Annotated in this window: 20 protein-coding genes, 1 tRNA gene and 1 other annotated feature; of the genes, 18 read left to right on the top strand and 3 right to left on the bottom strand. The window is 52.8% G+C overall.

The genetic code is table 11. The features are described from left to right. The first annotated feature begins 38 nt into the window (after window positions 1–38). The 16 genes from KNP92_RS09610 (at window position 39) to KNP92_RS09535 (ending at window position 17,891) form a co-directional block, all read left to right on the top strand. Window positions 39–112 (top strand) — tRNA-Arg (locus KNP92_RS09610). 125 nt (window positions 113–237) lie between these two features. Then, window positions 238–1,140: a hypothetical protein gene (locus tag KNP92_RS09605; RefSeq protein ID WP_214839807.1), complete on the top strand. Its 903-nt coding sequence runs from the start codon at window positions 238–240 to the stop codon at window positions 1,138–1,140. An 88-nt stretch (window positions 1,141–1,228) separates the two neighbouring features. Further along, window positions 1,229–2,521 (top strand): trigger factor, encoded by a 1,293-nt coding sequence (tig, locus tag KNP92_RS09600; protein WP_214839806.1) that lies wholly within the window; start codon window positions 1,229–1,231, stop codon window positions 2,519–2,521. A 208-nt stretch (window positions 2,522–2,729) separates the two neighbouring features. Continuing rightward, on the top strand, window positions 2,730–3,998 hold the full coding sequence (gene clpX, locus KNP92_RS09595; protein ID WP_214762227.1) for an ATP-dependent protease ATP-binding subunit ClpX: 1,269 nt from the start codon (window positions 2,730–2,732) through the stop codon (window positions 3,996–3,998). A 70-nt stretch (window positions 3,999–4,068) separates the two neighbouring features. Then, a complete protein-coding gene (gene lon / locus KNP92_RS09590) occupies window positions 4,069–6,369 on the top strand; it encodes an endopeptidase La (protein ID WP_214839805.1) in 2,301 nt (766 codons plus the stop codon). Beyond that, window positions 6,369–6,965, top strand: coding sequence for a ribosome biogenesis GTP-binding protein YihA/YsxC (gene yihA / locus KNP92_RS09585; protein WP_214839804.1), 597 nt, complete (start codon window positions 6,369–6,371; stop codon window positions 6,963–6,965). The genes lon and yihA overlap by 1 nt, the downstream gene beginning before the upstream one ends. Before the next feature lie 121 nt (window positions 6,966–7,086). Then, on the top strand, window positions 7,087–8,259 hold the full coding sequence (locus KNP92_RS09580; RefSeq protein WP_251136445.1) for an AI-2E family transporter: 1,173 nt from the start codon (window positions 7,087–7,089) through the stop codon (window positions 8,257–8,259). Between the two features lie 184 nt (window positions 8,260–8,443). Continuing rightward, window positions 8,444–9,790, top strand: coding sequence for a glutamyl-tRNA reductase (gene hemA, locus KNP92_RS09575; protein WP_214839802.1), 1,347 nt, complete (start codon window positions 8,444–8,446; stop codon window positions 9,788–9,790). 56 nt (window positions 9,791–9,846) lie between these two features. Next, the gene (gene hemC, locus KNP92_RS09570; protein ID WP_214839800.1) at window positions 9,847–10,764 is read left to right on the top strand and encodes a hydroxymethylbilane synthase; all 918 of its coding nucleotides are present in this window, start codon (window positions 9,847–9,849) and stop codon (window positions 10,762–10,764) included. After that, window positions 10,757–11,422: a uroporphyrinogen-III synthase gene (locus KNP92_RS09565; RefSeq protein WP_214839798.1), complete on the top strand. Its 666-nt coding sequence runs from the start codon at window positions 10,757–10,759 to the stop codon at window positions 11,420–11,422. The genes hemC and KNP92_RS09565 overlap by 8 nt, the downstream gene beginning before the upstream one ends. After that, a complete protein-coding gene (gene hemB / locus KNP92_RS09560) occupies window positions 11,419–12,399 on the top strand; it encodes a porphobilinogen synthase (protein WP_214839796.1) in 981 nt (326 codons plus the stop codon). Before KNP92_RS09565 ends, hemB begins: the two co-directional genes overlap by 4 nt. Continuing rightward, a complete protein-coding gene (hemL, locus tag KNP92_RS09555; RefSeq protein ID WP_214839793.1) occupies window positions 12,396–13,700 on the top strand; it encodes a glutamate-1-semialdehyde 2,1-aminomutase in 1,305 nt (434 codons plus the stop codon). Before hemB ends, hemL begins: the two co-directional genes overlap by 4 nt. A 47-nt stretch (window positions 13,701–13,747) precedes the next feature. Then, window positions 13,748–13,971, top strand: a binding site (T-box leader). A gap of 56 nt (window positions 13,972–14,027) precedes the next feature. Then, window positions 14,028–16,679, top strand: coding sequence for a valine--tRNA ligase (locus KNP92_RS09550; protein WP_214839791.1), 2,652 nt, complete (start codon window positions 14,028–14,030; stop codon window positions 16,677–16,679). An 86-nt stretch (window positions 16,680–16,765) separates the two neighbouring features. Further along, on the top strand, window positions 16,766–17,281 hold the full coding sequence (locus KNP92_RS09545) for a hypothetical protein (RefSeq protein WP_214839785.1): 516 nt from the start codon (window positions 16,766–16,768) through the stop codon (window positions 17,279–17,281). Further along, a complete protein-coding gene (locus KNP92_RS09540) occupies window positions 17,274–17,525 on the top strand; it encodes a hypothetical protein (RefSeq protein WP_214839784.1) in 252 nt (83 codons plus the stop codon). Before KNP92_RS09545 ends, KNP92_RS09540 begins: the two co-directional genes overlap by 8 nt. 156 nt (window positions 17,526–17,681) lie before the next feature. Then, entirely contained in the window at window positions 17,682–17,891 is a 210-nt protein-coding gene (locus KNP92_RS09535) for a hypothetical protein (protein ID WP_214839783.1), read from the top strand. A 197-nt stretch (window positions 17,892–18,088) separates the two neighbouring features. Here KNP92_RS09535 and KNP92_RS09530 read toward each other — a convergent pair whose 3' ends face one another. The 3 genes from KNP92_RS09530 to KNP92_RS09520 all read right to left on the bottom strand — a co-directional run bounded on the left by KNP92_RS09530 (window position 18,089) and on the right by KNP92_RS09520 (window position 19,992). Then, entirely contained in the window at window positions 18,089–18,289 is a 201-nt protein-coding gene (locus KNP92_RS09530) for a hypothetical protein (RefSeq protein WP_214839782.1), read from the bottom strand. Beyond that, window positions 18,286–18,462 (bottom strand): hypothetical protein, encoded by a 177-nt coding sequence (locus tag KNP92_RS09525; protein WP_214839781.1) that lies wholly within the window; start codon window positions 18,460–18,462, stop codon window positions 18,286–18,288. Before KNP92_RS09525 ends, KNP92_RS09530 begins: the two co-directional genes overlap by 4 nt. A 90-nt stretch (window positions 18,463–18,552) precedes the next feature. After that, a complete protein-coding gene (locus tag KNP92_RS09520) occupies window positions 18,553–19,992 on the bottom strand; it encodes a protein adenylyltransferase SelO (protein WP_214839780.1) in 1,440 nt (479 codons plus the stop codon). A 108-nt stretch (window positions 19,993–20,100) separates the two neighbouring features. On the opposite strand from KNP92_RS09520, the gene KNP92_RS09515 reads away from it, so the two are divergent. Both KNP92_RS09515 and KNP92_RS09510 read left to right on the top strand, forming a co-directional pair. Next, window positions 20,101–21,321: a bifunctional folylpolyglutamate synthase/dihydrofolate synthase gene (locus KNP92_RS09515; protein ID WP_214839778.1), complete on the top strand. Its 1,221-nt coding sequence runs from the start codon at window positions 20,101–20,103 to the stop codon at window positions 21,319–21,321. Between the two features lie 73 nt (window positions 21,322–21,394). After that, complete coding sequence (locus KNP92_RS09510) at window positions 21,395–25,120, top strand: DUF5057 domain-containing protein (RefSeq protein WP_251136444.1); 3,726 nt, start codon at window positions 21,395–21,397, stop codon at window positions 25,118–25,120. Window positions 25,121–25,133: the final 13 nt, after the last annotated feature.

Genomic DNA, 25,133 nt, shown 5'->3' with positions numbered 1-25,133 from the left:
ACAGCAAACCATTTTTCTATTATAGTTTTCTTGTCAATGTCCCAATAGCTCAGCTGGATAGAGCAACGCCCTTCTAAGGCGTCGGTCGGGGGTTCGAATCCCTCTTGGGACACTTCCATTTAAAATAGAGATAGCCTCCACGGGGGCTGTCTCTTTTTTCGTTTTTCATGGGAATGATTTGACATTCCACTCGATCCTAAGGAAGATGGAGAAGAGTGGAAGAAAGGGTGTGGGGAGATGGATCAAAACCAGCAGTATCCGTTTCCGGGGAACTGGACACGACTGCAAAAGATGGTGAAAGAAGCCGACATGGCCGGGGAGCGGCAACGCATCGAACCGATTCTATGGGAATGGTATGAACAGTTAAGCGGTGACGTCTACTTGTTCATGGAAATCTTTCAATGTCTAATGGAACGTCCGGATGAGCCGGAGACGCTCGAGCGACTCGAGGAACTCGTTGCGACGCAGATGGAGGCGTCGGACCGACCCGAGACGTGCGGGCTTCAAATCGCCCAATACTACATCATGCGTGACCAACCGTTCGAGGCGGCCCATTGGATTGAAAAGTATTTGAGCGTCCAAGACGGGGACCACGTGAACACACAGGCGTATCAAGTGCTTCAAGTGTTGAAGCTGACAGAGTTCCCGGCGGCAATCGCGAAGTTGAAGCGAACACTTCATCAAGGGAGTACGGCCGAACAAATCGAGATGCTCGCACACGTTCATTTCAATATCGATGACGTGCTCGATAATGTGCTGAAGGCGTATCTCCTTGAAGACCGGCCGAAGGTGATCAAAGTGATGGTGCTTGAGAAAGCGATTGCAGAACTTGAGACGATTGAATGGACCGACCTTGGGGAACGGTACGTGTATGACCGCACCGAGGCGAGCACGTTCGCCCGCGAGTGGGGCTTTACGTATAGCGATTTGCAAAAACGGTTTTATGGGGACGAGATTGCGACGCAACTGTCGACGAACTATTGTTACGTCCACTATCCGTTCGTGCCCCATCTTGCCGATGAGCTAGAACCGGCCATCCTTGAAGCGAAACGAGCGATGTTGAACGCGAGTGATGTGAACGGTCTTGCCGGGGAAATACTTGAGGCGGACGCCTCGTTCACACGGTCGTTACTCGACTAAATCGTTGTGTGCACGTGTCGGATTTATGCTATAATACGGATTGTTGTACATTCTTGTACGTATAAACGAATTGTTGGAGGGACTTAGCATGACAGCAAAATGGGAAAAAACATCAGGTAGCCAAGGCGTACTCACGTACGAAGCACCTGCAGAAGCTTTTGATAAAGCAGTCGACGCAGCATTCAAAGACGTCGTCAAATCATTGAACGTGCCTGGCTTCCGTAAAGGGAAATTGCCACGCCCAATGTTCAACAAAATGTATGGGGAAGAGGCGCTCTACCAAGACGCACTCGACATCCTCTACCGTGACACGGTTCAATCTGCAGTCGAAGAAGCTGGTTTCGAACCAATCGCACTCGAAAACATCGATGTAGACGGTACGCTCGAAAAAGGCAAGCCTGTAACGTTCAAAGTAACGTTCGTTGTTGAGCCTGAAGCTGAGCTTGGCGAGTACAAAGGTCTCGAGTACGAAGCTGTTGAAACAACAGTCACTGACGAAGAAGTTGCAGCAGAACTTGACGCGCTTCAACAGCAAGGCGCTGAGCTTGCTGTTAAAGAAGGCGCAATCGAAAACGGCGATACAGCTGTCTTTGATTTCGCAGGTTTCGCTGACGGCGAGCAGTTCGAAGGCGGCACAGCTGAGAACTACACGCTTGAAATCGGATCAGGTCAATTCATCCCTGGATTCGAAGAGCAAATGGTCGGCTTGACTGCTGGTGAAGAAAAAGACGTTGAAGTAACATTCCCTGAAGAGTACCACGCTGAAAACTTGGCGGGTAAACCAGCGACATTCAAAGTCAAGCTTCACGAAGTAAAAGCGAAACAAGTACCTGAGCTCGACGACGAGTTCGCAAAAGACATCGACGAGTCAGTTTCTTCACTCGACGAGCTCAAAGCGAAAATCCGTGAGCGTTTAGAAGCAGGCAAGAAGCAAGAAGCAGACGGCACGATGCGCGACCAGCTCGTTGAACAAGCGACAGCTAACGCGACAATCGACGTCCCTGCAGTTCTCGTTGAGCAAGAAGTTGACCGCATGGTTCAAGAGTTCGGTACACGTGTATCTTCACAAGGAATCGACCTCAACATGTACTTCGAACTCACAGGAACTTCTGAAGACGCAATGCGCGAAGAGATGAAAGAGCAAGCAGAAGAGCGCGTCAAAGCTCGTCTCGTCTTGAAAGCCATCGCTGAAAAAGAAGCAATCGAAGTGTCTGACGAAGATGCTGAAAAAGAGCTCGAAGAAATGTCGAAACTCTACAACATCGCACCAGACCAACTCCGCACGATGCTCGCGCCACAAGGCGGAATCGAGACACTTAAAGGTGACCTCAAGTTCCGTAAAGCGATCGACATCCTCGTTGAAAACGGGAAAGCGAAGTAATCGGTTTGACAGGACGGCTGCCGCGCAGTCGTCCTTTTTTTCGTCACGACACTTTGCATGTGTTAATCTTTGATGAAGTGATTTGTTCATGCTACAATTATTGCAACGCAGAGATGTAAATGTCTTTTCACGGTGCAACTGCACCTGGAAATACAAATAGGCGATTTATCGCACTTACATCCATTTCCACTCAGAAGGGGTGTACCGAATGTTCAAATTTAACGAGGAAAAGGGGCAACTCAAGTGCTCGTTTTGCGGAAAATCGCAAGAACAAGTCCGTAAATTAGTCGCCGGTCCTGGCGTATACATTTGTGACGAATGTATCGAACTTTGCAACGAAATCGTTGAGGAAGAGCTCGGTGTGGAGGAAGAAGTCGAATTCAAAGACATTCCAAAACCACAAGAGATTCGTAACATCCTAGACGATTACGTCATTGGACAAGACCGTGCCAAACGTGCACTTTCGGTAGCTGTCTATAACCACTATAAACGCATCAACGCCGGCGGTCGTTCAGATGATGTCGAACTCTCGAAGTCGAACATCGTCATGATTGGACCAACGGGTAGCGGGAAAACGCTTCTCGCTCAGACGATGGCACGTGTCCTGAACGTCCCGTTTGCAATCGCAGACGCGACGAGCTTGACGGAAGCGGGTTACGTCGGAGAAGACGTCGAGAACATCTTGCTCAAGCTGATTCAATCGGCTGACTACGATGTCGAGAAAGCTGAAAAAGGGATTATCTACATCGATGAAATCGATAAGATCGCCCGTAAGTCGGAAAACCCATCGATCACACGTGACGTATCGGGTGAAGGCGTTCAGCAGGCACTTCTTAAAATCTTGGAAGGTACGGTCGCAAGCGTCCCGCCGCAAGGTGGTCGTAAGCATCCGCATCAAGAGTTCATCCAAATCGATACGACGAACATCTTGTTCATCGTCGGCGGCGCGTTCGCCGGCATCGAAGCGGTCGTTAAACGCCGCATCGGGAAAAAAGTCATCGGTTTCGGAAACGACCAAGAGAACCGCGAGTTGACGCAAGAAGACTTGCTCGCTCGGGCACTTCCGGAAGATCTTCAGAAGTTCGGGTTGATTCCTGAATTCATTGGTCGTCTCCCGGTCATGGCGACACTCACGACGCTTGACGAAGAAGCGCTCGTCGAGATTTTAACGAAGCCGAAAAACGCCCTCGTTCGTCAGTACGAGAAAATGCTCGAACTTGACGACGTAGAACTCTCGTTCACGGATGAGGCGTTGATTGAAATTGCCAAACTTGCCATCAAACGTAAGACTGGCGCACGCGGTCTCCGCTCGATTATCGAAGAAATGATGCTCGATGTGATGTTCACTGTCCCATCGCGCGACGATATCGAGAAAGTCATCATCACGGATGAAACGATTACGGGTCTTGCCGGTCCGAAATACGTCCTTCGTGATGGCACTGTCGAACAGACAGGCGACAACAAAGAGACAGCATAACTTTTAACGTAAAAGGCTCAAACACTCGGCACATCCGAGTTTTGGGCCTTTTTGCACAGGAGGCGTTGTAATGGAACAATTACCAATCCTTCCTTTGCGTGGAGTCGTGGTCTATCCGCTGATCGGAGTGACGATCGATGTCGGTCGTCCGCTCTCCTTACGGGCACTCCTTGCCGCAAAGGAACACGAGACAGATTTGATTGTCGTGACTCAAAAAGAGACAGGCAAAGAATCACCTGAGCAAGAAGATTTATATGCGATTGGGACGCGCGTCCATATCGCCAAGATGAGCGAGCTGTCGAACGAGACGGTACGGGTCCGTCTTGTCGGGAAAGAGCGTGTCAAAATCAATGCTATTGACGAGACGAAGGAAGGCTGGTTCGCTGACGTCGAGCCGCTCGAACTCGTCGAAGGGGAAGAAGTCGAACGAACGGCCCTTGTCCGCTTGTTAAAAGAACAGTTCGGCAAACTCGTCGGATCAATCAAAGGGTTGTCGCCGGACGAGCGACGTCGTTATGAGATGTATGAACGGCTCGAGTCGCTCACCGATTATATCGCCTCGAAACTCGACATCGACGTCGACCTCCGTCAAGCGATGCTTGAAGAACCGGATGCCGTGAAACGTGGGCTTGAGCTACTTGAGATCATGACGCACGAAGTCGAGATTATCGAGCTCGAGCAACAGCTGCGCGAACGGACGAAGAAGACGATTGAACAGGCACAAAAAGAGTACTATTTGCGCGAACAGATGAAGACGATTCAACAAGAGCTCGGCGATCAGTCACAAGACTCGGAGCCGAACCGTCTCCGTGAGAAGCTCGAGGCACTCGATTTGCCTGAGACGACGCGGAAGAACGTCATGCGGGAAGCCGAGCGATTAAACGTCGTACCGGCGACGTCGCCAGAATATGCCGTCATCCGTAACTATCTCGACTGGGTCGCTTCGCTTCCGTGGGGCATCGAGACGGAAGATAAGCTCGACGTCAAACATGCGGCCGACGTCCTTGATGACGACCATTACGGGCTCGAGTCGGTGAAAGACCGTATCCTTGAGTATTTGGCCGTCCGTCAATTGACGAACTCGCTCCGCGGACCGATTCTCTGTCTGTCTGGACCTCCTGGGGTCGGGAAGACGTCGCTCGCCCGCTCGATCGCTTCGGCGCTCGAACGGCATTTTGTTCGCGTCTCGCTCGGGGGCGTCCGGGATGAGGCCGAGATTCGTGGTCACCGCCGGACGTATATCGGAGCGATGCCGGGCCGAATCATCCGTGGTCTGAAGCAAGCCGAGAGTAAAAACCCGGTATTCTTGCTCGACGAGATCGACAAGATGGCGTCTGACTTCCGGGGCGATCCGGCGTCAGCGATGCTTGAAGTGCTCGACCCGGAACAGAACGTCTCGTTCTCTGACCATTACATTGAAGAGCCGTTCGACTTATCGAACGTGCTGTTCATTGCAACGGCGAACGATGTGTCGCAAATCCCGGCGCCGCTTTTAGACCGGATGGAACTCATTCAAATCGGCGGCTACACCGAACTCGAGAAAGTCGAGATTGCGAAGCGTCACTTGATTCCGAAACAATACAAAGAGCATGGGTTGAAAAAGAGCCAACTGACGATTAAAGAGGATGCGCTTTACGAGGTCGTCCGTCGCTATACGCGCGAGGCCGGCGTCCGGAACTTAGAACGCGTCATCGGTTCGCTCTGCCGGAAGGCGGCGAAACAAATCGCCATCGGCGAGAAGAAACGTGTCACCGTCTCGCTGAAGAGTCTCGGCGACTATCTCGGGAAACCGAAATATCGCTACGGCAAAGGGGAGACGGAAGACTCGATTGGAGCGGTCACAGGACTTGCGTACACGGCGTTCGGGGGCGACACGCTCACGATTGAAGTGGCGCTCGCGCCAGGAAAAGGTAAGCTCCAATTGACCGGGAAACTCGGTGACGTCATGCAAGAGTCGGCGCAGACGGCGTATAGTTATGTCCGTGCCAACGCGGAGCGGTTCGATATCGACCCGACATTCTATGAGCGTCAAGACGTGCATATCCACGTTCCGGAAGGCGCCGTCCCGAAAGACGGGCCATCGGCTGGGATCACGATTGCGACCGCCCTCATCTCGGCACTCACCGGCAAAAAGGTGCGCCGTGATATCGGCATGACCGGGGAAATTACGCTCCGCGGCCGCGTGTTGCCAATCGGCGGATTGAAAGAAAAGGCGCTCGCCGCACATCGGGCCGGACTCACGACGATCGTGATTCCAAACGATAACGAGCGCGACATCGACGACATTCAAGACACGGTCCGTGAAAAACTGACGTTCGTGCCTGTGACGACGCTCGATCAAGTACTAGACGTAGCATTTGGAGGAAACTAATGAAAATCACTAAAGCAGAATTTATTACGAGCGCCGTCGCGCCGGACCACTACCCGGTCCATGAGTTGCCAGAAGTGGCGCTCGCTGGCCGTTCGAACGTCGGGAAGTCGTCGTTCATCAACAAGATTTGTCAGCGCAAGGCACTCGCCCGCACGTCTTCGAAGCCAGGGAAGACGCAGACACTGAACTTCTTCAACATCAATGACGAGATCATGTTCGTCGACGTCCCGGGCTACGGCTACGCGAAAGTGTCGAAGACCGAGCGCGAGAAGTGGGGCGTCATGATGGAGCAGTATTTGACGTCGCAACAAGCGCTCCGTGGTGTCGTCCTTTTAGTCGATATCCGTCACGAGCCGACGGGCGACGATGTGACGATGTATGACTTCTTGAAGCATTATGACATCCCGGTCATCGTCGTCGCGACGAAGCTCGATAAGATTAAGAAGAGCCAACGTCAAAAACACGAGGCGGCCGTCAAACGGAAACTTCAGTTCGACCCGTCGGACCGGTTCGTCGCGTTCTCAGCGGAAACCGCCGAAGGAAAAGACGAAGCGTGGAAAGCAATATACGAGTTGCTGACGCGTGACGAAGACTAATCATCGCAGACGAGGGCAATTCCCTCGTCTTTTTTGTTTTCGGGGTTACCGGAGCGGGTATTTATCGTATAATTGTCTACATATCTAGTTAGGACAAGAGAATATTGAACGAGGTGGAAAGATGCATATTATGTTTGGGAACAAATGGTACCGCGCATTATTTTGGACGCTGACGATTTTCTTAGTCATCTGGGTCGGAACACAAATCTCATTCGTGTTTCAACCGGTAAAAGTGATTTTAGCGCTCGTCACGGTGCCGCTTATTATCGCAGGACTTTTCTTTTATTTTCTCGTCGGCATCGTCGACTATTTAGAGAAGCGCTCTGGGAAACGGGGCATTTCGGTCGCGATTACGTTAACGTCACTCCTGTTGATTGTCACGATTGTCTTCAGCGTCGTTGGACCGCTTCTCGTCGATCAAGTGACGTCACTTGTGAATGCGTTGCCGAGCATCGCGAAAGAGTTACAGCTACAGATTTTCGCCGTTCGTGACTCGCTCATGGAAAACGAGTTTTTGTCACGCTTCGTCAACGAGAACGATGACATGTTCACCGAGTTCACGAACAACATCACGTCGTATCTCGGCGACATCTTCGGAAACGTCGCCTCGTCCGTCGGGCGTCTCGTCGGCTTCATCACATCGGCCGTCATCACGATCGTCGTCATTCCGTTTATGCTGATCTACATGCTCCTTGACGGGAAACGTCTTCCAGACTCGATCGTCAAATGGTTGCCAAAGAGCTACGAGACCGAGACACGCAAAATCTTGAACGACATGCACAACACGGTTAAAAACTACGTGCACGCGCAACTCCTTGTCGCCTTCTTCGTCGGGATCACGTCCCTTATCGGACTATGGATTGTCGGTGTCGATTACGCGATTCTACTCGCGCTGTTCATGATGGTCACAAATATCATTCCATATGTCGGTCCGTTCCTCGGTGCCGCGCCGGCCGTCGTCGTCGCCTTCATTCAGGAGCCGATCATGGCTATCTGGGTCATTATCGTCATCATCGTCGTGCAACAGATCGAATCGAACGTCATCTCACCGCTCATCCAAGGGAAGTCGCTCAAAGTGCACCCGCTCACGATCATCATCGTGTTGCTCGTCGCCGGGAACCTTGCCGGTATCATCGGGATGCTCATTGCCGTGCCGACGTATGCGGTGGCGAAAGTCGTCGTTCAAAACATCGTCCGCATTTATAAGTTGCGCGAGCATAAACATTATCTTGAAGCAGAAAAAGAAGAGAAGGCGGAAAGTACGATTATTACCGATCCTTCCACGTTGAAATGAGTTTTCAAGTAGAAATGGCTACCTTGTCCGTTTCTACTTTTTTTCGTCACAAAAAGTTCTTATTTTATTTCAGGAAAATCAAACAGAAGATTATAGTTCCCAGATAAGAACTGTTATAATGTACGGTAGAGATTGAAATAGAAAAGACAACCGTCGTTGGATTTTGGATGAGGGGAAGAGATACATGCATATTGTCGTCGTTGGACTAAATAACAAGACAGCCCCTGTCGCGATTCGGGAGCAGTTCTCGTTTGGGGAGCAAGAAATCGTGGACGCGATGATTGCGCTTCGCGAAGAGAAGAGCATTTTCGAGTCGGTTATTTTGTCTACGTGTAACCGGACCGAGTTATACGTTGTCACTGACCAGCTTCATACGGGACGTTATTATACAAAACGTTTTTTGGCGAACTGGTTTGACCTTGAGATGGAGCAGTTCACGCCATATTTGTCGATTCGTGAAGGGGAAGAAGCGATTCGTCATTTGTTCCGTGTCACGTCAGGACTCGATTCCATGATTATTGGGGAAACACAGATTTTAGGGCAAGTGAAGTCAAGCTTCTTCCGTGCTCAAGAAAATGGAACGACCGGGACCGTGTTCAACAAACTGTTCAAAGAAGCTGTCACGCTCGCCAAACGGGCGCATACCGAGACACAAATTGGGGAAATGTCGGTATCGGTCAGCTCGGCAGCGGTCGCACTCGCCCAAGAGATGTATGCGTCACTTGACGACAAGCAAGTCGTCGTCGTTGGTGCCGGTGAGACGGGCGAGTTGACAACACTCAACTTGTTCGAGGCCGGCGCAAAACAAATCGCTGTCTTCAACCGGACGGAAAGCAAGGCGAAAGCGGTCGCCGACAAGTTCAAAGGTCGGGCCCACTCGATTCGAGAAATTGCCTGCGGTCTGCTCGATGCGGATATTTTAATCAGTTCGACGGGCGCAAAACAAGCCGTCATCGAATATGATGACGTGGCCGCAGCCCAACTGCTCCGCCGCGAGCGTCCGCTCTTGTTGATCGACATTGCGGTACCGCGAGATATCGATCCAGCGGTACGTGAGCTTCCTGGCGTCCATTTGTTCGATGTCGACGACTTAACCGGCATCGTCAATAAAAACTTGGCAGCCCGCCTCGTCGAAGCCGAGAAGATTGAAGTGAAGATCGATGCGGCCATTCAGGAGTTTCAAGCGTGGCTCGTCACGCTCGGCGTCGTCCCGATTATGAACGAGTTGCGCGGCCGTGCACTCACGATTCAAGAAGAGACGATGGAGAGCCTCGAGCGTAAGCTCGACCACTTATCGGATCGCGATAAAAAAGTCATCGGCAAACATATGAAGTCGATCATCAATCAGATGCTCCGTGAACCGATTGACTATATTAAAGACGCTGCGGCACAACCGGATGCAAATACGCGGATTAGCCAGTTCGTCGAGACGTTCGGCCTCGATGTCGAGTTGCCAGAAGAGTCAGATGACGTGAACGAAGAGACCGAAGCCCTCACGGCGAAAGCACCACTCCGCGCCTTGATGCGCTAATACAAAATCAAACAGGCGACGAATCTCGTCGCCTTTTTCTATGAAGGAGACCAATCATGCGTAAAATCATTGTCGGCTCACGCCGTTCCCAACTTGCGATGACTCAGACGAAATGGGTCATCGAACAATTGAAGAAAGCTGGCGCACCAAACGAGTTCGAGATTAAAGAAATCGTGACGAAAGGCGATCAAATCGTCGACGTCCAGTTATCGAAAGTCGGCGGCAAAGGATTGTTCGTCAAAGAGATTCAACAGCAGATGCTTGATGGCGACATCGATTTCGCCGTTCACAGCATGAAAGACGTCCCGGCCGAATTACCGGAAGAACTTTATATCAGCTGTATGCCGAAACGTGTCGATGCGCGCGACGTCCTCATCTGCGAGAACGGCTATACGCTCGAGACGCTCCCGGAAGGTGCGATTATCGGGACGAGCTCGCTCCGTCGTGGGGCGCAAATGCTCGCGGCGCGTCCGGACTTCGAGATTCAATGGATTCGTGGCAACATCGACACACGTCTGAAAAAACTTGAGACGGAATCTTTCAACGCAATCTTGCTCGCTAAAGCTGGGCTTGAGCGCATGGGTTGGACGGACCGTGTCGACTTTGAAGCGCTCGATGCGGACATGATGGTCCCGGCCGTCGGTCAAGGCGTACTCGCCATCGAGAGTCGAAAAGATGATGCGGAAGTGACCGACATTTTACAACTTCTCCATGACGACGTGACAGCGAAAGCGGCAACGGCCGAGCGCACGTTCTTGAAGGCGATCGAAGGGAGCTGTCACGTGCCGGTCGGCGGATACGCAACGGTTGACGGAGACGAAGTGACGCTCACGGGACTGATCGCCTCGGTCGACGGGAAAGAAGTGCTTCGCGTGACGAAGACAGCGACCGATGAAATCGCACTTGGGCAAGACGTAGCAAACGAACTCCTCGGACGTGGCGGACGTGAGATTCTCGCCTCAGTCGATGCGTGACGTTTGGTACACTGGGACAAAACGATTGACCGCTTCGCAACGAGCCACGCTCGAAGCGAGCGGTCTTTCCGTTCATCACGTCCCGCTCATCGAAACGAGATTGACGGATCACGCGATGCCGCTCGAACGATTCGATTGGCTCGTCGTGACGAGCCAGACGGCCGTCGCGGCATTATCGGACGTCCCGCGTGACATCCGGGTCGCAGCCGTCGGGGAGAAGACGAAACAAGCACTCGAAGCAGTAGGCTTCACCGTCTCGCTTATGCCTGAGACGTTTACAGGAGAGGCGCTATTTCATAAGTTAGCCCACATCGTCCAACCAGACGAGACGGTGTTGTTCGCCCGGGGCGACTTGGCGAACACGGACCATATGAAGCGACTCGATCACGTCGTCGACTGGGTCGTCTATGAGACGGTCGGTCGCGAATTGACGAAGACGGAAGCCGAAGCGCTCGCACACGTCGAGGCGCTCCTCGTGCTCAGTCCGTCCGCCGTGCGGGCAATTACGCCATACCTCGACCGTTTCCATGGGACGTGGTACGCCATCGGCGAAGTGACCGAGCGCGCCGTCCGGGAAGTGTCGTCATTACCGGTCCGCGTGCCTGAGTGTTATACTATGGATGCATTAATACAGTGTGTAGGGGAGGATTTTTCATGAACCAGTTCGACCGTCACCGTCGCCTTCGTTCATCGAAGTCGATGCGTGCACTCGTACGTGAAAACCATGTTCGGAAAGAAGATTTGATTTACCCGCTCTTCATTATCGAAGGGACAGATATTAAGCGTGAGGTCAGCTCGATGCCTGGCGTCTTCAACTTCTCGCTCGACCGTCTCGAGGACGAGATTAAGGAGATCGTCGACCTCGGTATTCAGTCAGTCATTTTGTTCGGTGTCCCGGAGCATAAAGACCCGGAAGGTACAGAGGCGTATCATGACCACGGCATCGTCCAAGAAGCGATCCGTCAAGTGAAGGCGTGGGCGCCACAGCTCACCGTCATTGCGGACACGTGCTTATGTGAATATACGTCAACGGGCCATTGCGGCATCGTAAAGAACGGGGACGTCGATAACGACGCATCACTCCCGCTCCACGTCCAGACGGCCATTACGCAAGCACAGGCCGGCGCCGACGTCATCGCACCGAGCTCGATGATGGACGGCTTCGTCGCTGCCATTCGTGAAGGGCTTGACCAAAACGGGTTCAGCCATATCCCAATCATGAGCTACGGTGTCAAATACGCATCGGCGTATTACGGACCGTTCCGTGACGCGGCGCAATCGGCACCAGGTGAAGGCGACCGGAAAGGCTATCAAATGGACCCGGCGAACCGTCGCGAGGCGTTCCGGGAATCGCAATCGGACGTTGAGCAAGGTGCGGACTTCATGATCGTCAAACCGGCGCTCGCGTTCATGGACATCATCCGTGATATGCGTGACTCACTCGATATGCCGATTGTGGCATACAACGTGAGCGGGGAATACGCGATGGTCAAAGCAGCGTCGATGAACGACTGGGTCGACGAACAACGCATCGTCATGGAGACGATGGTCGGCTTCAAACGGGCCGGTGCGGACTTAATCATCACGTATTTCGCAAAAGACGTCTGTCGCTATTTGGAAGGAGACTACGCATGACCTACAAACAAACACGCTCAGAAGCAGCATTTGAACAAGCACGTCCCCTCATGCCGGGCGGGGTGAACAGCCCGGTCCGTGCCTATAAGTCAGTCGGCATGACGCCAATCTTCGCTGAACGCGGTGAAGGGTCACGCGTCTATGACATCGACGGCAACGAGTATATCGACTACGTTCTCTCGTGGGGACCACTCATCCTCGGTCACCGCGACCCGGTCGTGACGAAGGCGATTCAAGAGCAAGCCGAGAAAGGCTGGACGTTCGGGACGCCGACAGAGCTCGAGACGAAGATGGCGGAACTCGTCATTGACCGTGTCCCGTCCATCGAGATGGTCCGTATGGTCAACTCAGGTACAGAAGCGACGATGGCGGCGCTTCGCCTCGCCCGCGGGTACACGGGCAAAACGAAAATTTTGAAGTTCGAAGGTTGCTACCACGGTCACGGGGACTCGCTTCTCATCAAGGCGGGGTCAGGCGTCGCGACGCTCGGCCTCCCGGACTCACCAGGCGTTCCGAAAGAACTCGCAAGCCATACGCTCACAGTCCCATACAACGACTTAGAAGCGGTCCGCGTCGCGTTTGAGAAGTACGGCGACGACCTCGCAGGTGTCATCGTTGAGCCAGCTGCCGGCAACATGGGCTTCGTACCACCGCAGCCTGGTTTCCTCGAAGGACTTCGGGAGATTACGGAACAAAACGGCGCGCTCCTCATCTTTGACGAGGTCATGACCGGCTTCCGTGTCGGCTACAACTGTGCCCAAGGTTACTTCGGCGTGACGCCGGACTTAACGTGTCTCGGGAAAGTCATCGGCGGAGGCCTTCCGGTCGGTGCGTACGGTGGAAAACGTGAGATCATGGAACAAATCGCGCCACAAGGACCGATTTATCAAGCGGGGACGCTCTCTGGGAATCCGCTCGCGATGATCGCCGGCTACACGACGCTGTCGCAATTGAAGCCGGAACATTACGCGGAGTTCGAGCGCAAAGCCGATCGTCTCGCCGAAGGCTTCACGAAAGCGGGCGAGAAGTACAATATCCCGCACGACACGAACCGTGCCGGGTCGATGTTCGGTTTCTTCTTCACGAACGAGAAAGTGACGAACTTCGAGAAGGCGAAATCGGCCAACCTCGAGATGTTCCGCTCGTATTATCAGAAGATGGCGGCGCGCGGCGTGTTCTTGCCACCGTCACAGTTCGAAGGCTTGTTCCTCTCGACCGTGCATACGGACGAGGACATCGAGCAGACGATCGCAGCGGTCGAAGCGACGTTCAAAGAGCTACAAGAAGAGTTTTCACTCTAATCTTGACGGAACCCGCTTCTGTCGCTACAATTGTTTAACAGATACGAACAAAAGCTATGATGAGGAATAGTACGCAACAAACATCCTTTCCCAGAGACGCGGCCGTTAGGTGCAAGGCCGCGAAGGATGGTGCGGAAGTCGCCTCGGAGCTGACCTTTTGAACGCGAGTAGAGAGGTCCGGTCCATCGACCGTTATTCGATTTTGAGGGCGCCAACGTGTTTGGCGAACTAAGGTGGTACCGCGGAAGATTCGGCTTCTTTCGTCCTTAGCGTATAGGACGAGAGAAGCCGTTTTTGTGTTTACATTTTATAGAGGGGGCATCACACATGGCCAACGAGACAAACGAAATCACCATGCCGACGAAGTACGACCCGAGTGCGACGGAAGCAAAATGGTACGACTACTGGTTAGAGAACGATGTATTTAAAGCAGACGAGGACGACTCGAAACAGCCGTACACGATCGTCATCCCGCCACCGAACGTGACGGGAAAACTTCACCTCGGACACGCGTGGGACACGACGCTCCAAGACTTATTGACGCGCCTGAAGCGCATGCAAGGCTATGACGTCCTCTGGCTCCCAGGGATGGACCACGCCGGCATCGCGACACAAGCGAAAGTCGAACAAAAGCTCCGTGAGGACGGTATCATGCGTTACGACCTCGGACGCGAGAAGTTCCTCGAGAAGACGTGGGAGTGGAAAGACGAGTACGCGGACACGATCCGTGCCCAGTGGTCAAAACTTGGCCTCGGCCTCGACTACTCGCGTGAGCGTTTCACGCTCGACGAAGGGCTCTCGAAAGCGGTCCAGGAAGTATTCGTCCGCTTGTACGAGAAAGGCTTGATTTACCGTGGCGAATATATCGTCAACTGGGACCCGGCGCAAAAGACTGCCGTCTCGGATATCGAGGTCATCTATCAAGAAGTGGAAGGCGCGTTCTACCACATGAAGTATCCGCTCGCGGACGGTTCGGGCCACATCGAGATTGCGACGACGCGTCCGGAGACGATGCTCGGCGACACGGCCGTTGCCGTCAACCCGAAAGATGAGCGTTACGCGCACCTCGTCGGTAAGACGATCATGCTCCCGGTCATGAACCGTGAGATTCCAATCGTCGCGGACGACTACGTCGACATGGAGTTCGGTACAGGCTGCGTGAAGATCACACCGGCACACGACCCGAACGACTTCGAGATTGGGAACCGTCACGAACTCCCGCGCGTCCTCGTCATGGACGAAGGCGGCAAGATGAACGAGAACGCAGGCAAGTACGAAGGGCTCGACCGTTTCGAATGCCGCAAGCAACTTGTAAAAGACTTAGAAGCGGACGGCACACTCGTCAAGATTGAGCCGCACACGCACTCGGTCGGCCACTCGGAACGTTCGGGCGCGGTCATCGAGCCATATCTTTCGAAACAATGGTTCGTCGACATGGAGCCGCTCGCGAAAGCGGCGCTCGAAGCGCAAGGACATGACGACACGAAAGTCAACTTCGTTCCGGAGCGGTTCGAAGGCACGTACCTCCGGTGGATGGAGAACATCCGCGACTGGTGTATCAGCCGTCAGCTCTGGTGGGGCCATCGCATCCCGGCCTGGTACCATAACGAGACAGGCGAGGTATATGTAGGGAAAGACGCACCAGCGGACAGCGAGAACTGGACGCAAGACGAAGACGTGCTCGACACGTGGTTCTCGTCAGCACTTTGGCCGTTCTCGACGATGGGCTGGCCGGACACGGACGCGAAAGACTTTAACCGTTACTTCCCGACGAGTGCGCTCGTCACCGGGTATGACATCATCTTCTTCTGGGTATCGCGCATGATTTTCCAATCGCTCGAGTTCACAGGAAAGCAACCGTTCAACGACGTGCTCATCCACGGTCTCATCCGCGACTCGGAAGGCCGCAAGATGTCGAAATCGCTCGGGAACGGTGTCGACCCGATGGAAGTCATCGATCAATACGGTGCCGACTCGCTCCGCTGGTTCCTCCTCACCGGGTCAACGCCAGGTAACGACCTCCGTTTCTATTGGGAGAAGATCGAGTCGACTTGGAACTTCGCGAACAAGATTTGGAACGCGAGCCGTTTCGCTCTCATGAACATGGACGGCATGAAGTTCGAGGACATCGACCTCTCAGGCGAGAAGACGCTTGCCGACAAGTGGATTCTCACACGCTTGAACGACACGGTCGACCAAGTGACGCGTCTCGTCGACAAGTACGAGTTCGGCGAAGCCGGTCGCTACCTCTACAACTTCATCTGGGAAGAGTTCTGTAACTGGTACATTGAGATGGCGAAACTCACACTTTACGGTGAGGACGAGGCGGCGAAAGCGACGACACGCTCGGTGCTCGCGCATACGCTCGACTCAATCATGCGTCTCATGCACCCGTTCATGCCGTTCCTCACAGAGGAAATCTGGCAACACTTGCCGCATGAAGGCGACTCGATCGTCCGTGCGAGCTACCCGACGCGCCGTGACGACCTCCACTTTGCGGAGTCAGTCCCTGCGTTCGAGGCGGTCATGAACGTCATCCGTTCGGTCCGTAACATCCGCTCGGAAGTGAACGCGCCGATGTCGAAACCGATTCAACTCTTCATCTCGACGTCGGATGAGGCGACACAAGGCTACTTGAGCACGAACGAGGCGACAATCGGCAAGTTTACGAACGCGACCGAGCTTGAAATCGCGCGTGGCTTGACGGCTCCAGACAAGTCGATGTCGGCCATCATGACGGGCGCAGAACTGTTCATCCCGCTCGCTGACCTCATCAACTTCGAAGAAGAAATCGCCCGTCTTGAAAAAGAAGTGGCGAAGTATGAGAAGGAAGTCGAGCGCGTTCAGAAGAAGCTCGGTAACCCAGGCTTCACCGGCAAGGCCCCGGCTCACGTCATCGACGAAGAGAAAGCGAAAGAGAAAGACTACCTCGACAAGCGTGACGCGGTCCGCGCCCGTTTGGAAGAGTTGCGTAAGTAAGACATTCACCTTCTTCGGAGACTTGTTCTCCGAAGAAGGTTTTTTTGGTAGAATTAGGTGTTACATACAATAAAGGTGGATGAGATATGAAGCGATTATTGGTCATCGCGAGCCTTGCTGTGTTCAGTTTGAGCGGGTGTTTGGTGGAAACGACTGCGCCGATTGAACGAACCGAATCCGAAGTAACAATCAACGAAGAAACCAAATCAACATCGGAGGAGAAAGACGTGTTCGGCTCCGTGATTGAAGATGTGCCGAAAGGGACCGTTCGACTTGTCGATGCGGTCACGGCCCAATATACGTTGCAATATACGGATGGCACGTCTGAACGACCTTCGAAAGACGGTGTGATCTATGAAACGGTCATCGATAATCTCGGACTCATTGCCATCAAGTTACCAAACCGCGACGATTCGTTCGGCGTATTCAACTATTCACGGGGCGAGGAGTGGGGGTTACACGGGATTCAAAACTTTACGATTCCCGAGGCGACCGAAAAAGTCCATCACGGGTTGGACTTGCCTGAAGCGGAGCTCTTTGTCGTCAACTTCGAGATGAATCAGCTCGAGCGACCGGTGGAGATGTGGACGATGGATGTATGATGAAACACAAATCATCACGATTTTAATGACCGACGCGACCAGTGTGGCCGACGGAGAATTGATTGAACGGCGAGACGTTTCGAATGAGCGGTATCGCTTAAATCAACCGGCAGGGAACGGCTTGTATTATTTCGACCAAGGGAGACTGATTGTCGTGGCAGGGGACGTATCGGAAGAGACATTGCTCGACCTCTCGGACTCGTTGCCAGAGGCGTCGTCGTCGAACTTTCCAATCAAAGAATAAATTAAATCAGGTGAAAGGACGGGTTCTCGTTTGCCAGTGCACGAATTTGATTTATGGGATCGAAATTTGAAAACACCTATACGTAATCCAGAATATAATGGCTACACTGAGGGTGATGATGATTTTATCCAAGAGCTTATGGAGGCGTGTTCGATTATGCGTACCTATTTCCATTCGTATCATCGTACTGAGCTCGGGTTGGATTATTACGGAATTACGCTCATCCCAAACGAATCGTTGTCGATGTTTTATGAGATTGTCACGCAATCACGTGCGTTTCCTCGTTCAGAAGAGGTGAGCGATTTAGCTCGTCTCATCATTCAAGTCGAACGTGAAGGCAAGGACTTGGTTCATTTTGGGATTTAAATGAGCAGCGAGAAACCCCGAGCATCGTCATCGATGTTCGGGGTTTCGTTTGCGTCCAACGTAGATGATGCCAAATAAAACAATAACAATCATAGCATGGAGGAGTAACGGTTGAGGATGCCCAATGCGGAATAGATGAATAGCATAGACGACATAAAGGATGCTGCCGAATCCTAACAAGATGGAATAAAGAACTTTCATACGTCCTCTTCCTCTAGCTCTGTCCAAAACGGAAGGCGACCGGTTGTCACGAAATAAGACGACGTGAGCAGGGCACCGATTGCGAGACCAGTTACTTGCGGCTGAATCGACTGACCCGTAAACGACAAATAAAAACTGTAGACGAGATAAGATGTGGACACGACGATGATGGTCATGAGCAAGATAGTCATCTTCATTTTGTTTCCTCCCATTCAAGCTCGTTCACGTGTTTGATGAACTGGAAAAACGAAACGATTAAGAAAAACGCAGGCATGGACCATACCCAGCCGCTATGAAAGGGACCTTGCCACAATTCGAGCGAGATAAGGCAGGCAAACCCAAGTGAGATGAGTGACGCAAGCAGACGCATAAGGACCCTCCTGAATGATTGATACTCATCTATACGTCGATGGATTATAGAAGGTTCCTAAAAAAAACCATCTCGCACAAGCGGGATGGTTTATGTGCCACAATACGTTTGATACGGAACCATTCGGGGAGGTCCGGGTGAGACGTAGCGGCTATAGTCCGCTTCATAATCATACGGGTTTCTAAGAACGTCGAGCAGTGCATGCGTCGGTTCAAAGTCACCTCGTTCGGCTGCTTGAATCGCTGACTCGACATGATGATTGCGCGGGATGACGGCCGGGTTGTACTGGCGCATGAGCCGAGTTACATCTGCTTCCGGGAGACCTTGCTCACTGAGGCGTTTTTGCCAAGCGGCGAGCCATGCCTTGCCGTCGTCTTGTTTGGAGAAAGCGAGCGCATCGATATCACCAAGCGTCAAGGCACGGAACGTGTTCGTGAAGTCCGCCTCGGTCTCGACCATCAGGTGAAGCAACTCGTCCGTGAGCGCATCGTCTCCGTCTTTTCGGACGTATAGCCCGACCTTATGCGCGAGTCCCGTGAAGTACGCTTCTTTATACGTCTTGGTATACCCGTCCAACAGCTTGTTGGCGATATCAATCACCCCTTCTTGCGTCTCGGCGAGGAGCGGTAACAGCGTCTCAGCAAGACGTGCCAAATTCCATGACCCGATGTACGGCTGATTCGCGTAGGCGTAACGGCCGTCCCGATCGATGGAGCTGAAGACGGTGTGCGGGTGATACGTGTCCATGAAGGCGCACGGCCCATAGTCGAGGCCTTCCCCGCTGATGAACGTGTTGTCCGTGTTCATGACGCCGTGGATGAAGCCGACGAGTTGCCAGTCGGCAATCAGTTTCGCCTGACGTGTCATGACGCGCCGGAGGAACTGTTCGTAGCGGTCGGGTTGTCCGACAAGGTCCGGGTCGTGACGCTTGATCGCAAAATCTGCAAGTGCGATGACGTCGTCAATCGAACCAGCCGCGGCCGCGTATTGGAACGTGCCGACCCGCAAATGGCTCGAGGCGACACGTGTCAACACGGCCCCGTGCTCCGGCCGTTGCCGCATGACAGGTTCACCGGTCTTGACGACGCTTAAGGCACGATTCGTCGGGATACCGAGTGCGTGCATCGCCTCGCTGATGATGAACTCGCGCACCATCGGACCGAGGGCGGCCCGTCCGTCGCCGCCCCGGGAATACTCGGTTGGACCCGAACCTTTCAATTGGACATCAAATCGTTTCCCGTTCGGGGCGACGTGTTCCCCGAGCATAAGCGCACGGCCGTCCCCGAGCATCGTGAAGTGACCGAACTGATGCCCCGCATACGCCTCAGAAAAGGACGTGTCGGTCTGACTGTTTCCGGCTAATAGGGCGACGTCTTGCTTCACCGCCTTGACGTTGAGGCCAAGCGATTTCGCGAGGTCGTCATTAAACAAGACGAGCTCAGGTGCTTCAACCGGGTGGACCGGTCCACGGTGATAAAACATGTCACGGAGTTCGAGATACGTTGCCTCGAAGTTCCAGTTGGTTGTCATCGCAATCCCTCCTTCTTCGCCTCGAGTATAGCACAGCTGATTCATTCGTTCGGTGTCTGCGAATTTTGGTAAGATGAAAAAGAAGTGTACATATAGGAGTGAATTGAGATGAAGACGAGACAAGACGTACTGAAATGGTTGAACGGACAGCTTCGCTTTGGCATCAAGCCGGGGCTCGAACGAATGGAGTGGATGCTTTCACGACTCGGGATTGAGGAGTTGCCCTCGGTCCACGTTGCCGGGACGAACGGGAAAGGGTCGACCGTCGCTTTCTTGCGGTCGATGGCAATTAAACAAGGTCTGAACGTCGGGACGTTCATCTCACCATACATCATCCAGTTCGAGGAGCGGATTATGTTGAACGGAGAACCAATCCGGGAAGAGGACCTCATCGACATCGCGAATCGCGTTCAAGCCTGTGCGAGCGCGTCACCAGAGACGTTGACGGAATTTGAACTGCTTACAGTCATGGCGTGGCTCTATTTTCATGAACAACAGCCTGACCTCGTCATTTGGGAAGTCGGTCTCGGGGGTCGGCTCGACTCGACGAACGTGTTGAAACGGCCGCTCGCGACGGTCGTCACGTCCATCGGGCACGACCATCAAGGCATTCTCGGTGACACGCTCGAAGAGATCGCGCTTGAGAAGTTTGGCATCATGAAGCGCGATGTGCCGATGTTCCATAGTTTGACGGACGAGCGGTTGATCGGATTGTTAGAAGACAAAGGGGAGGCGTACGCGTCTCCGGTCCGAGACGTCACACCGCTCGTCCAATCAATTGAAGACGGACGAGAGACGATCGTGACATACGACGGGTTGCCTCCGGTGACGCTTGGATTGACGGGGCGCCATCAAGCGTATAACGGTGCATGTGCCGTCGCCGTCGCGCGCCATCTCGGATGGGAAGAAGAGGCGATTCGATTGGGACTCATCATTGCTCAACATCCAGGTCGATACGAACTCGTGTCAAAAGAGCCGCGTATCCTCCTTGACGGGGCCCATAACGCGGAAGGGGTCGAGGCGCTCGTCGAGCAAGTACGGCTCGAGGATGATGTGACGATCCTTGCCGCTATTCTCGCCGATAAAGACCGTCTCGCCATGGTGGACTCGTTAAACGAAGTCGGACGCGTTGTCGAGACGACGTTTGATTTTCCTCGGACGCGGACGAAAGAAAGTTTACTGGCGGACGGGGCCGACTATGTCGAGTGGAAGTCGTGGCTCAAGGATTGGGTACAAAAGCCGCAGTCGAAAACGCTCGTCGTGACGGGATCGCTTTACTTCATCAGTGAAGTCAGAACGTATTTCCAAGAAACATTTACCAATGATTAAAGAAAGCTATGTAAGTTCTGGTAAAGTGGTGTGATAATGAAGAGTAAACATCAAATTTGGGGAGGAACTCACGTTGCGTAAGTTTCTGCACGTACTTATCATTGTCATCATGCTCGGCTCAACCGTGCCTCAAATGAGCCACGCGAATACGGACCAGCCTTTATTGAACATTCTTGTTTTGCGAGATGCATACAGTTCCTCCAAAATTCTGACCGTCGATCAATATAAAGCGGCAATCGATTCATATCGAAGCTCGTTAAATGTAGATGCGTCAAAACTGAACGTACAGTTTATGACGATTAAAGAGTTCAACGCCTCCCGTTTCCCGATGACCGGGGCCTATGACGCTGTCATGATCGGAAGTAGCCCGTTGTCGACAAAATATCAGACGGGAACAATTGGGCGTAGCACGAATCACGATACGACCCTTCTATTCAACGATTTGACCGCCCTCAAAGTTGATGAGCTGTTCCATTCCATCGTACGCGTCGGCTTACCGCTTTACCTACACGAAGATGCCGCAACTGGTGGCGCACAGTTGAAGCGGCTCGCTTCGTTTGCGACCTATTCGAATGTCAAAGTCTTCCCGAGAGAGACGAACAAAAACGTCGATCAAGAGATGGTGCAACAGCTCAATAAAGTGTCGAGTATCCGTCCACGCTTGAAGACGACGAACGTCACATACAACCAACAACCGCTTGTGAACAATACGATCACGGTGCGAAACGACGTTCGGTCCCCGATCAACTTTACGTACAATATGGCGGCGCAACCGAACGCCTCAACCATCGTCGAACTCTACATCGATTTCGACCATAACGATCGCTTCCACCCGCAAGAGAAAGTCGTCGAGCAAGCGGCCAAGCTCTCCGGCACAATCGACTTCACGTTATCTCGCCCGACGTTCAGTGGCCCGAAGAACTGGATGCTCGTCGTGAAAGACACGATTACAGGACGAGCCGACTATAAAAAAGGAAGTTTCGTCTACTTGGACCAACAAGTACAAGCGAATATTCTACAACTGACGGCAGGGACGAGCACGAACGGACAAATCTCACGGGACTTGTCGGACATGCTTGTCGACCCGGCCGGCAACTATTCGTTCAAACTGACGAACGGGAACACCGACAGTTTCGGGAAAGGTGTGTACGACGCGGCGCTCGCGGCGAACGACTACGATATGTTGATCTTCGGCTTCCAAGACTCGTATAACGTGTCGGGAAGCATGAGTGAGAGTGCGACGAGAAAAGTGAAGCGTTTCAGTGAGACGGGACAAGGGGTCATGTTGACGCATGACACAATTTTCCGGACGAACAGTGCGGATGCGCCAACGTCAGAATGGGAGCGACAGTTTGTACACCAAGATCCTGCCTTGAACGTCTCGGGCCAACGTACGTATACGAATATGGGGTTCGGTGCGCCGGAACAGACGTCACGTGCCATCAAAGTGCAAGATGGGATTTTCACGAACTATCCGTTCAAGTTGGATGACGCGCCAAAAAGTATTTCAAATACCCACAATCAATATTTCACACTCGATTTAAATGACCCTGAAGTGACGCCTTGGTATAACCTCTATTCCACAGGTGGAAACCGGGTGTATGGAGACGCGAACAACCATTATTACACATACACGAAAAACAACTTCACTTACTCGGGTGCCGGACATACGAATAGCTTCACGCAGGCCGACGAGAAAAAAATCTTTATTAATACGATGTATCGAGCCTTCATCGGGGCGAATCATAAGCCTTATAACGTCATCGAATCCATCAGCGATCAAGTGAACGCGTATTCGAAAGAAGACATCAAAACGAAGACTCTCGAAGTGACGGCCGGACGGGATGTCCGCGTCATGTGGCGTCCGAGCGATTATGATTTCCAAGACCAGTCCCTTACTTCGACGTTCACGTACAACGGCAAATCGGCGACGTTTGAAAACTTACGTAACTACGAAGTGAGAGAGTTCGTCATTCCGGCCGCTGACGTCATCGAAGGCAAACCATTATCTGTTTCGATTGAGACGACGGACAAACGGAATGCGAAAGTGACCGATACGTTGACGATCAACGTCAAACGACCGGAGTCGGTCAACGATCTTATTAAAGTCACGCGCTCGATTAACCCTTCGACCATCTCGCTTTATGAGACAGGTACGATCAAGTATCAAATCGAGTACCCTGAACAGTTCGACCGCCTACCGAACCAGTTAGGGGATAAGTTCATCCGTATCAACACGGCGACATTCACGGAACAGTTGCCGAAAGAACTTGAAGTCGTGGCCATTCGCGACGCGGCAGGGAAAGAGTGGCCCGTCACGAACACGCAGAAAATCGATGTCTCGTTCCCGTTAGAGCTCTATTATTTACGGAACGGTTCGATCAATGTCTTTATACCAGAGGAAAGCGGGGACCGTCGTCTCGCGTTTGACGTCGTCGTTCGAGCCGTTCAACCTTCTGCCTCTATCCTTCAGTTGAAACAAGCCGACAACGTCCTCAAGACGGACATCGAGTATTCGAAGAAGCAAGATCATATTTTGGATAAACATAACGACTGGGACAAAGAGACGACCATCACCTCGACGTTCCCTGATCTCTTCATCAACATCGGCTCCCCGTTCGCTTATAAAGCGACGATTCCTGACGTGACGCTACAAATCGGAGCGGAACAAGTCGTCAGCCCGGTCATCACGGATGCGAAAGGGAACGTGTTCTCGAATCCGACCTGGAGAACGTTGAAGTGGGAGGTCGTGGGCAACGACGGATTCGTTCAATTGAGCGGCTCAGGAAATAACGCCGTCATAAAAGGAATCAAGACCGGTCAAGCCAAACTACGTTTAACGATTGACCCAGGAGAAGGACGTCAGGCGATCACGGCTGAATCAACTGTCAAAGTCATCAGCCCGCCCGAACAAATTCAAATTAATACGCAATCGTTATACGTCGGCCAAAACGTGACGGTGACCCCGAGCATCATGCCGACTACGGCACAATATGAGACCGTGCGCTACGAAACCGTATCAGGTGACAGCGTCTCGTTCGTTCAAAAAGGTGCGACGCTCGAAATTAGCGGACTCAAACCGGGCAACACGGTCATTCGCGCGACGGTCGACGCGGGGGATGTGTTCAGTAACGTGAACGTTCGCATGCCATCCACGACGTTCACGGTGAACGTCTTAGCCCCGTCGTTGACACAGACGCCGGAACAGCTCGACTTATGGGTGTGGGACAGTCTTGACGCTGAGAAGCGTGTAAACGATACGGCCGAGATTCGAATTATCTCAAACCCAGAAGTCGGAAAAGAGACGACGTTGATCGGGACGGTACCTGCTGCGTTGACAGTGACGCGAACGGCATCTGGCTACACGCTTCGCGCGAATCATGGACATGGGACGAATGGAAATGTGTCTGCGATTTCATTACAGACCGCCTTCGTCGAAACGGCACTGAAGAACGTCGTGTCCAATCCGACGGTGATTCGAGTGAATGAGTATCCGAATCAAGTGTTGGCCCAAGACGTGACGATCAATATCGGAGAAGGGACCGCACCGCGAAACCCATCCCTCCAATTCTGGCCGACCACGTCGACATGGCGTGACTATCGATTGAACGTATTGTCAGGTGAGGCGTTTGTAAAAGTGAACGGATCTGGGAAACAGCTCGTTCCAGTCAAGCCAGGCATCGCGAAAGTCCAAGTGTATACGACGCTACCGAGTGGCCGAACGTTCGTCCCGGTCACCGACACGTTCTACGTCCGCGTCATCGAGACGTCTGGCGAGAGTAAAGATGATCGCTATTAATCCAGGAAGGTTG

Source organism: Exiguobacterium sp. s122 (assembly GCF_018618475.1).
Taxonomy (GTDB): Bacteria; Bacillota; Bacilli; order Exiguobacteriales; family Exiguobacteriaceae; genus Exiguobacterium; species Exiguobacterium himgiriensis.
This window is presented reverse-complemented; position numbering and strand designations above follow the sequence as displayed.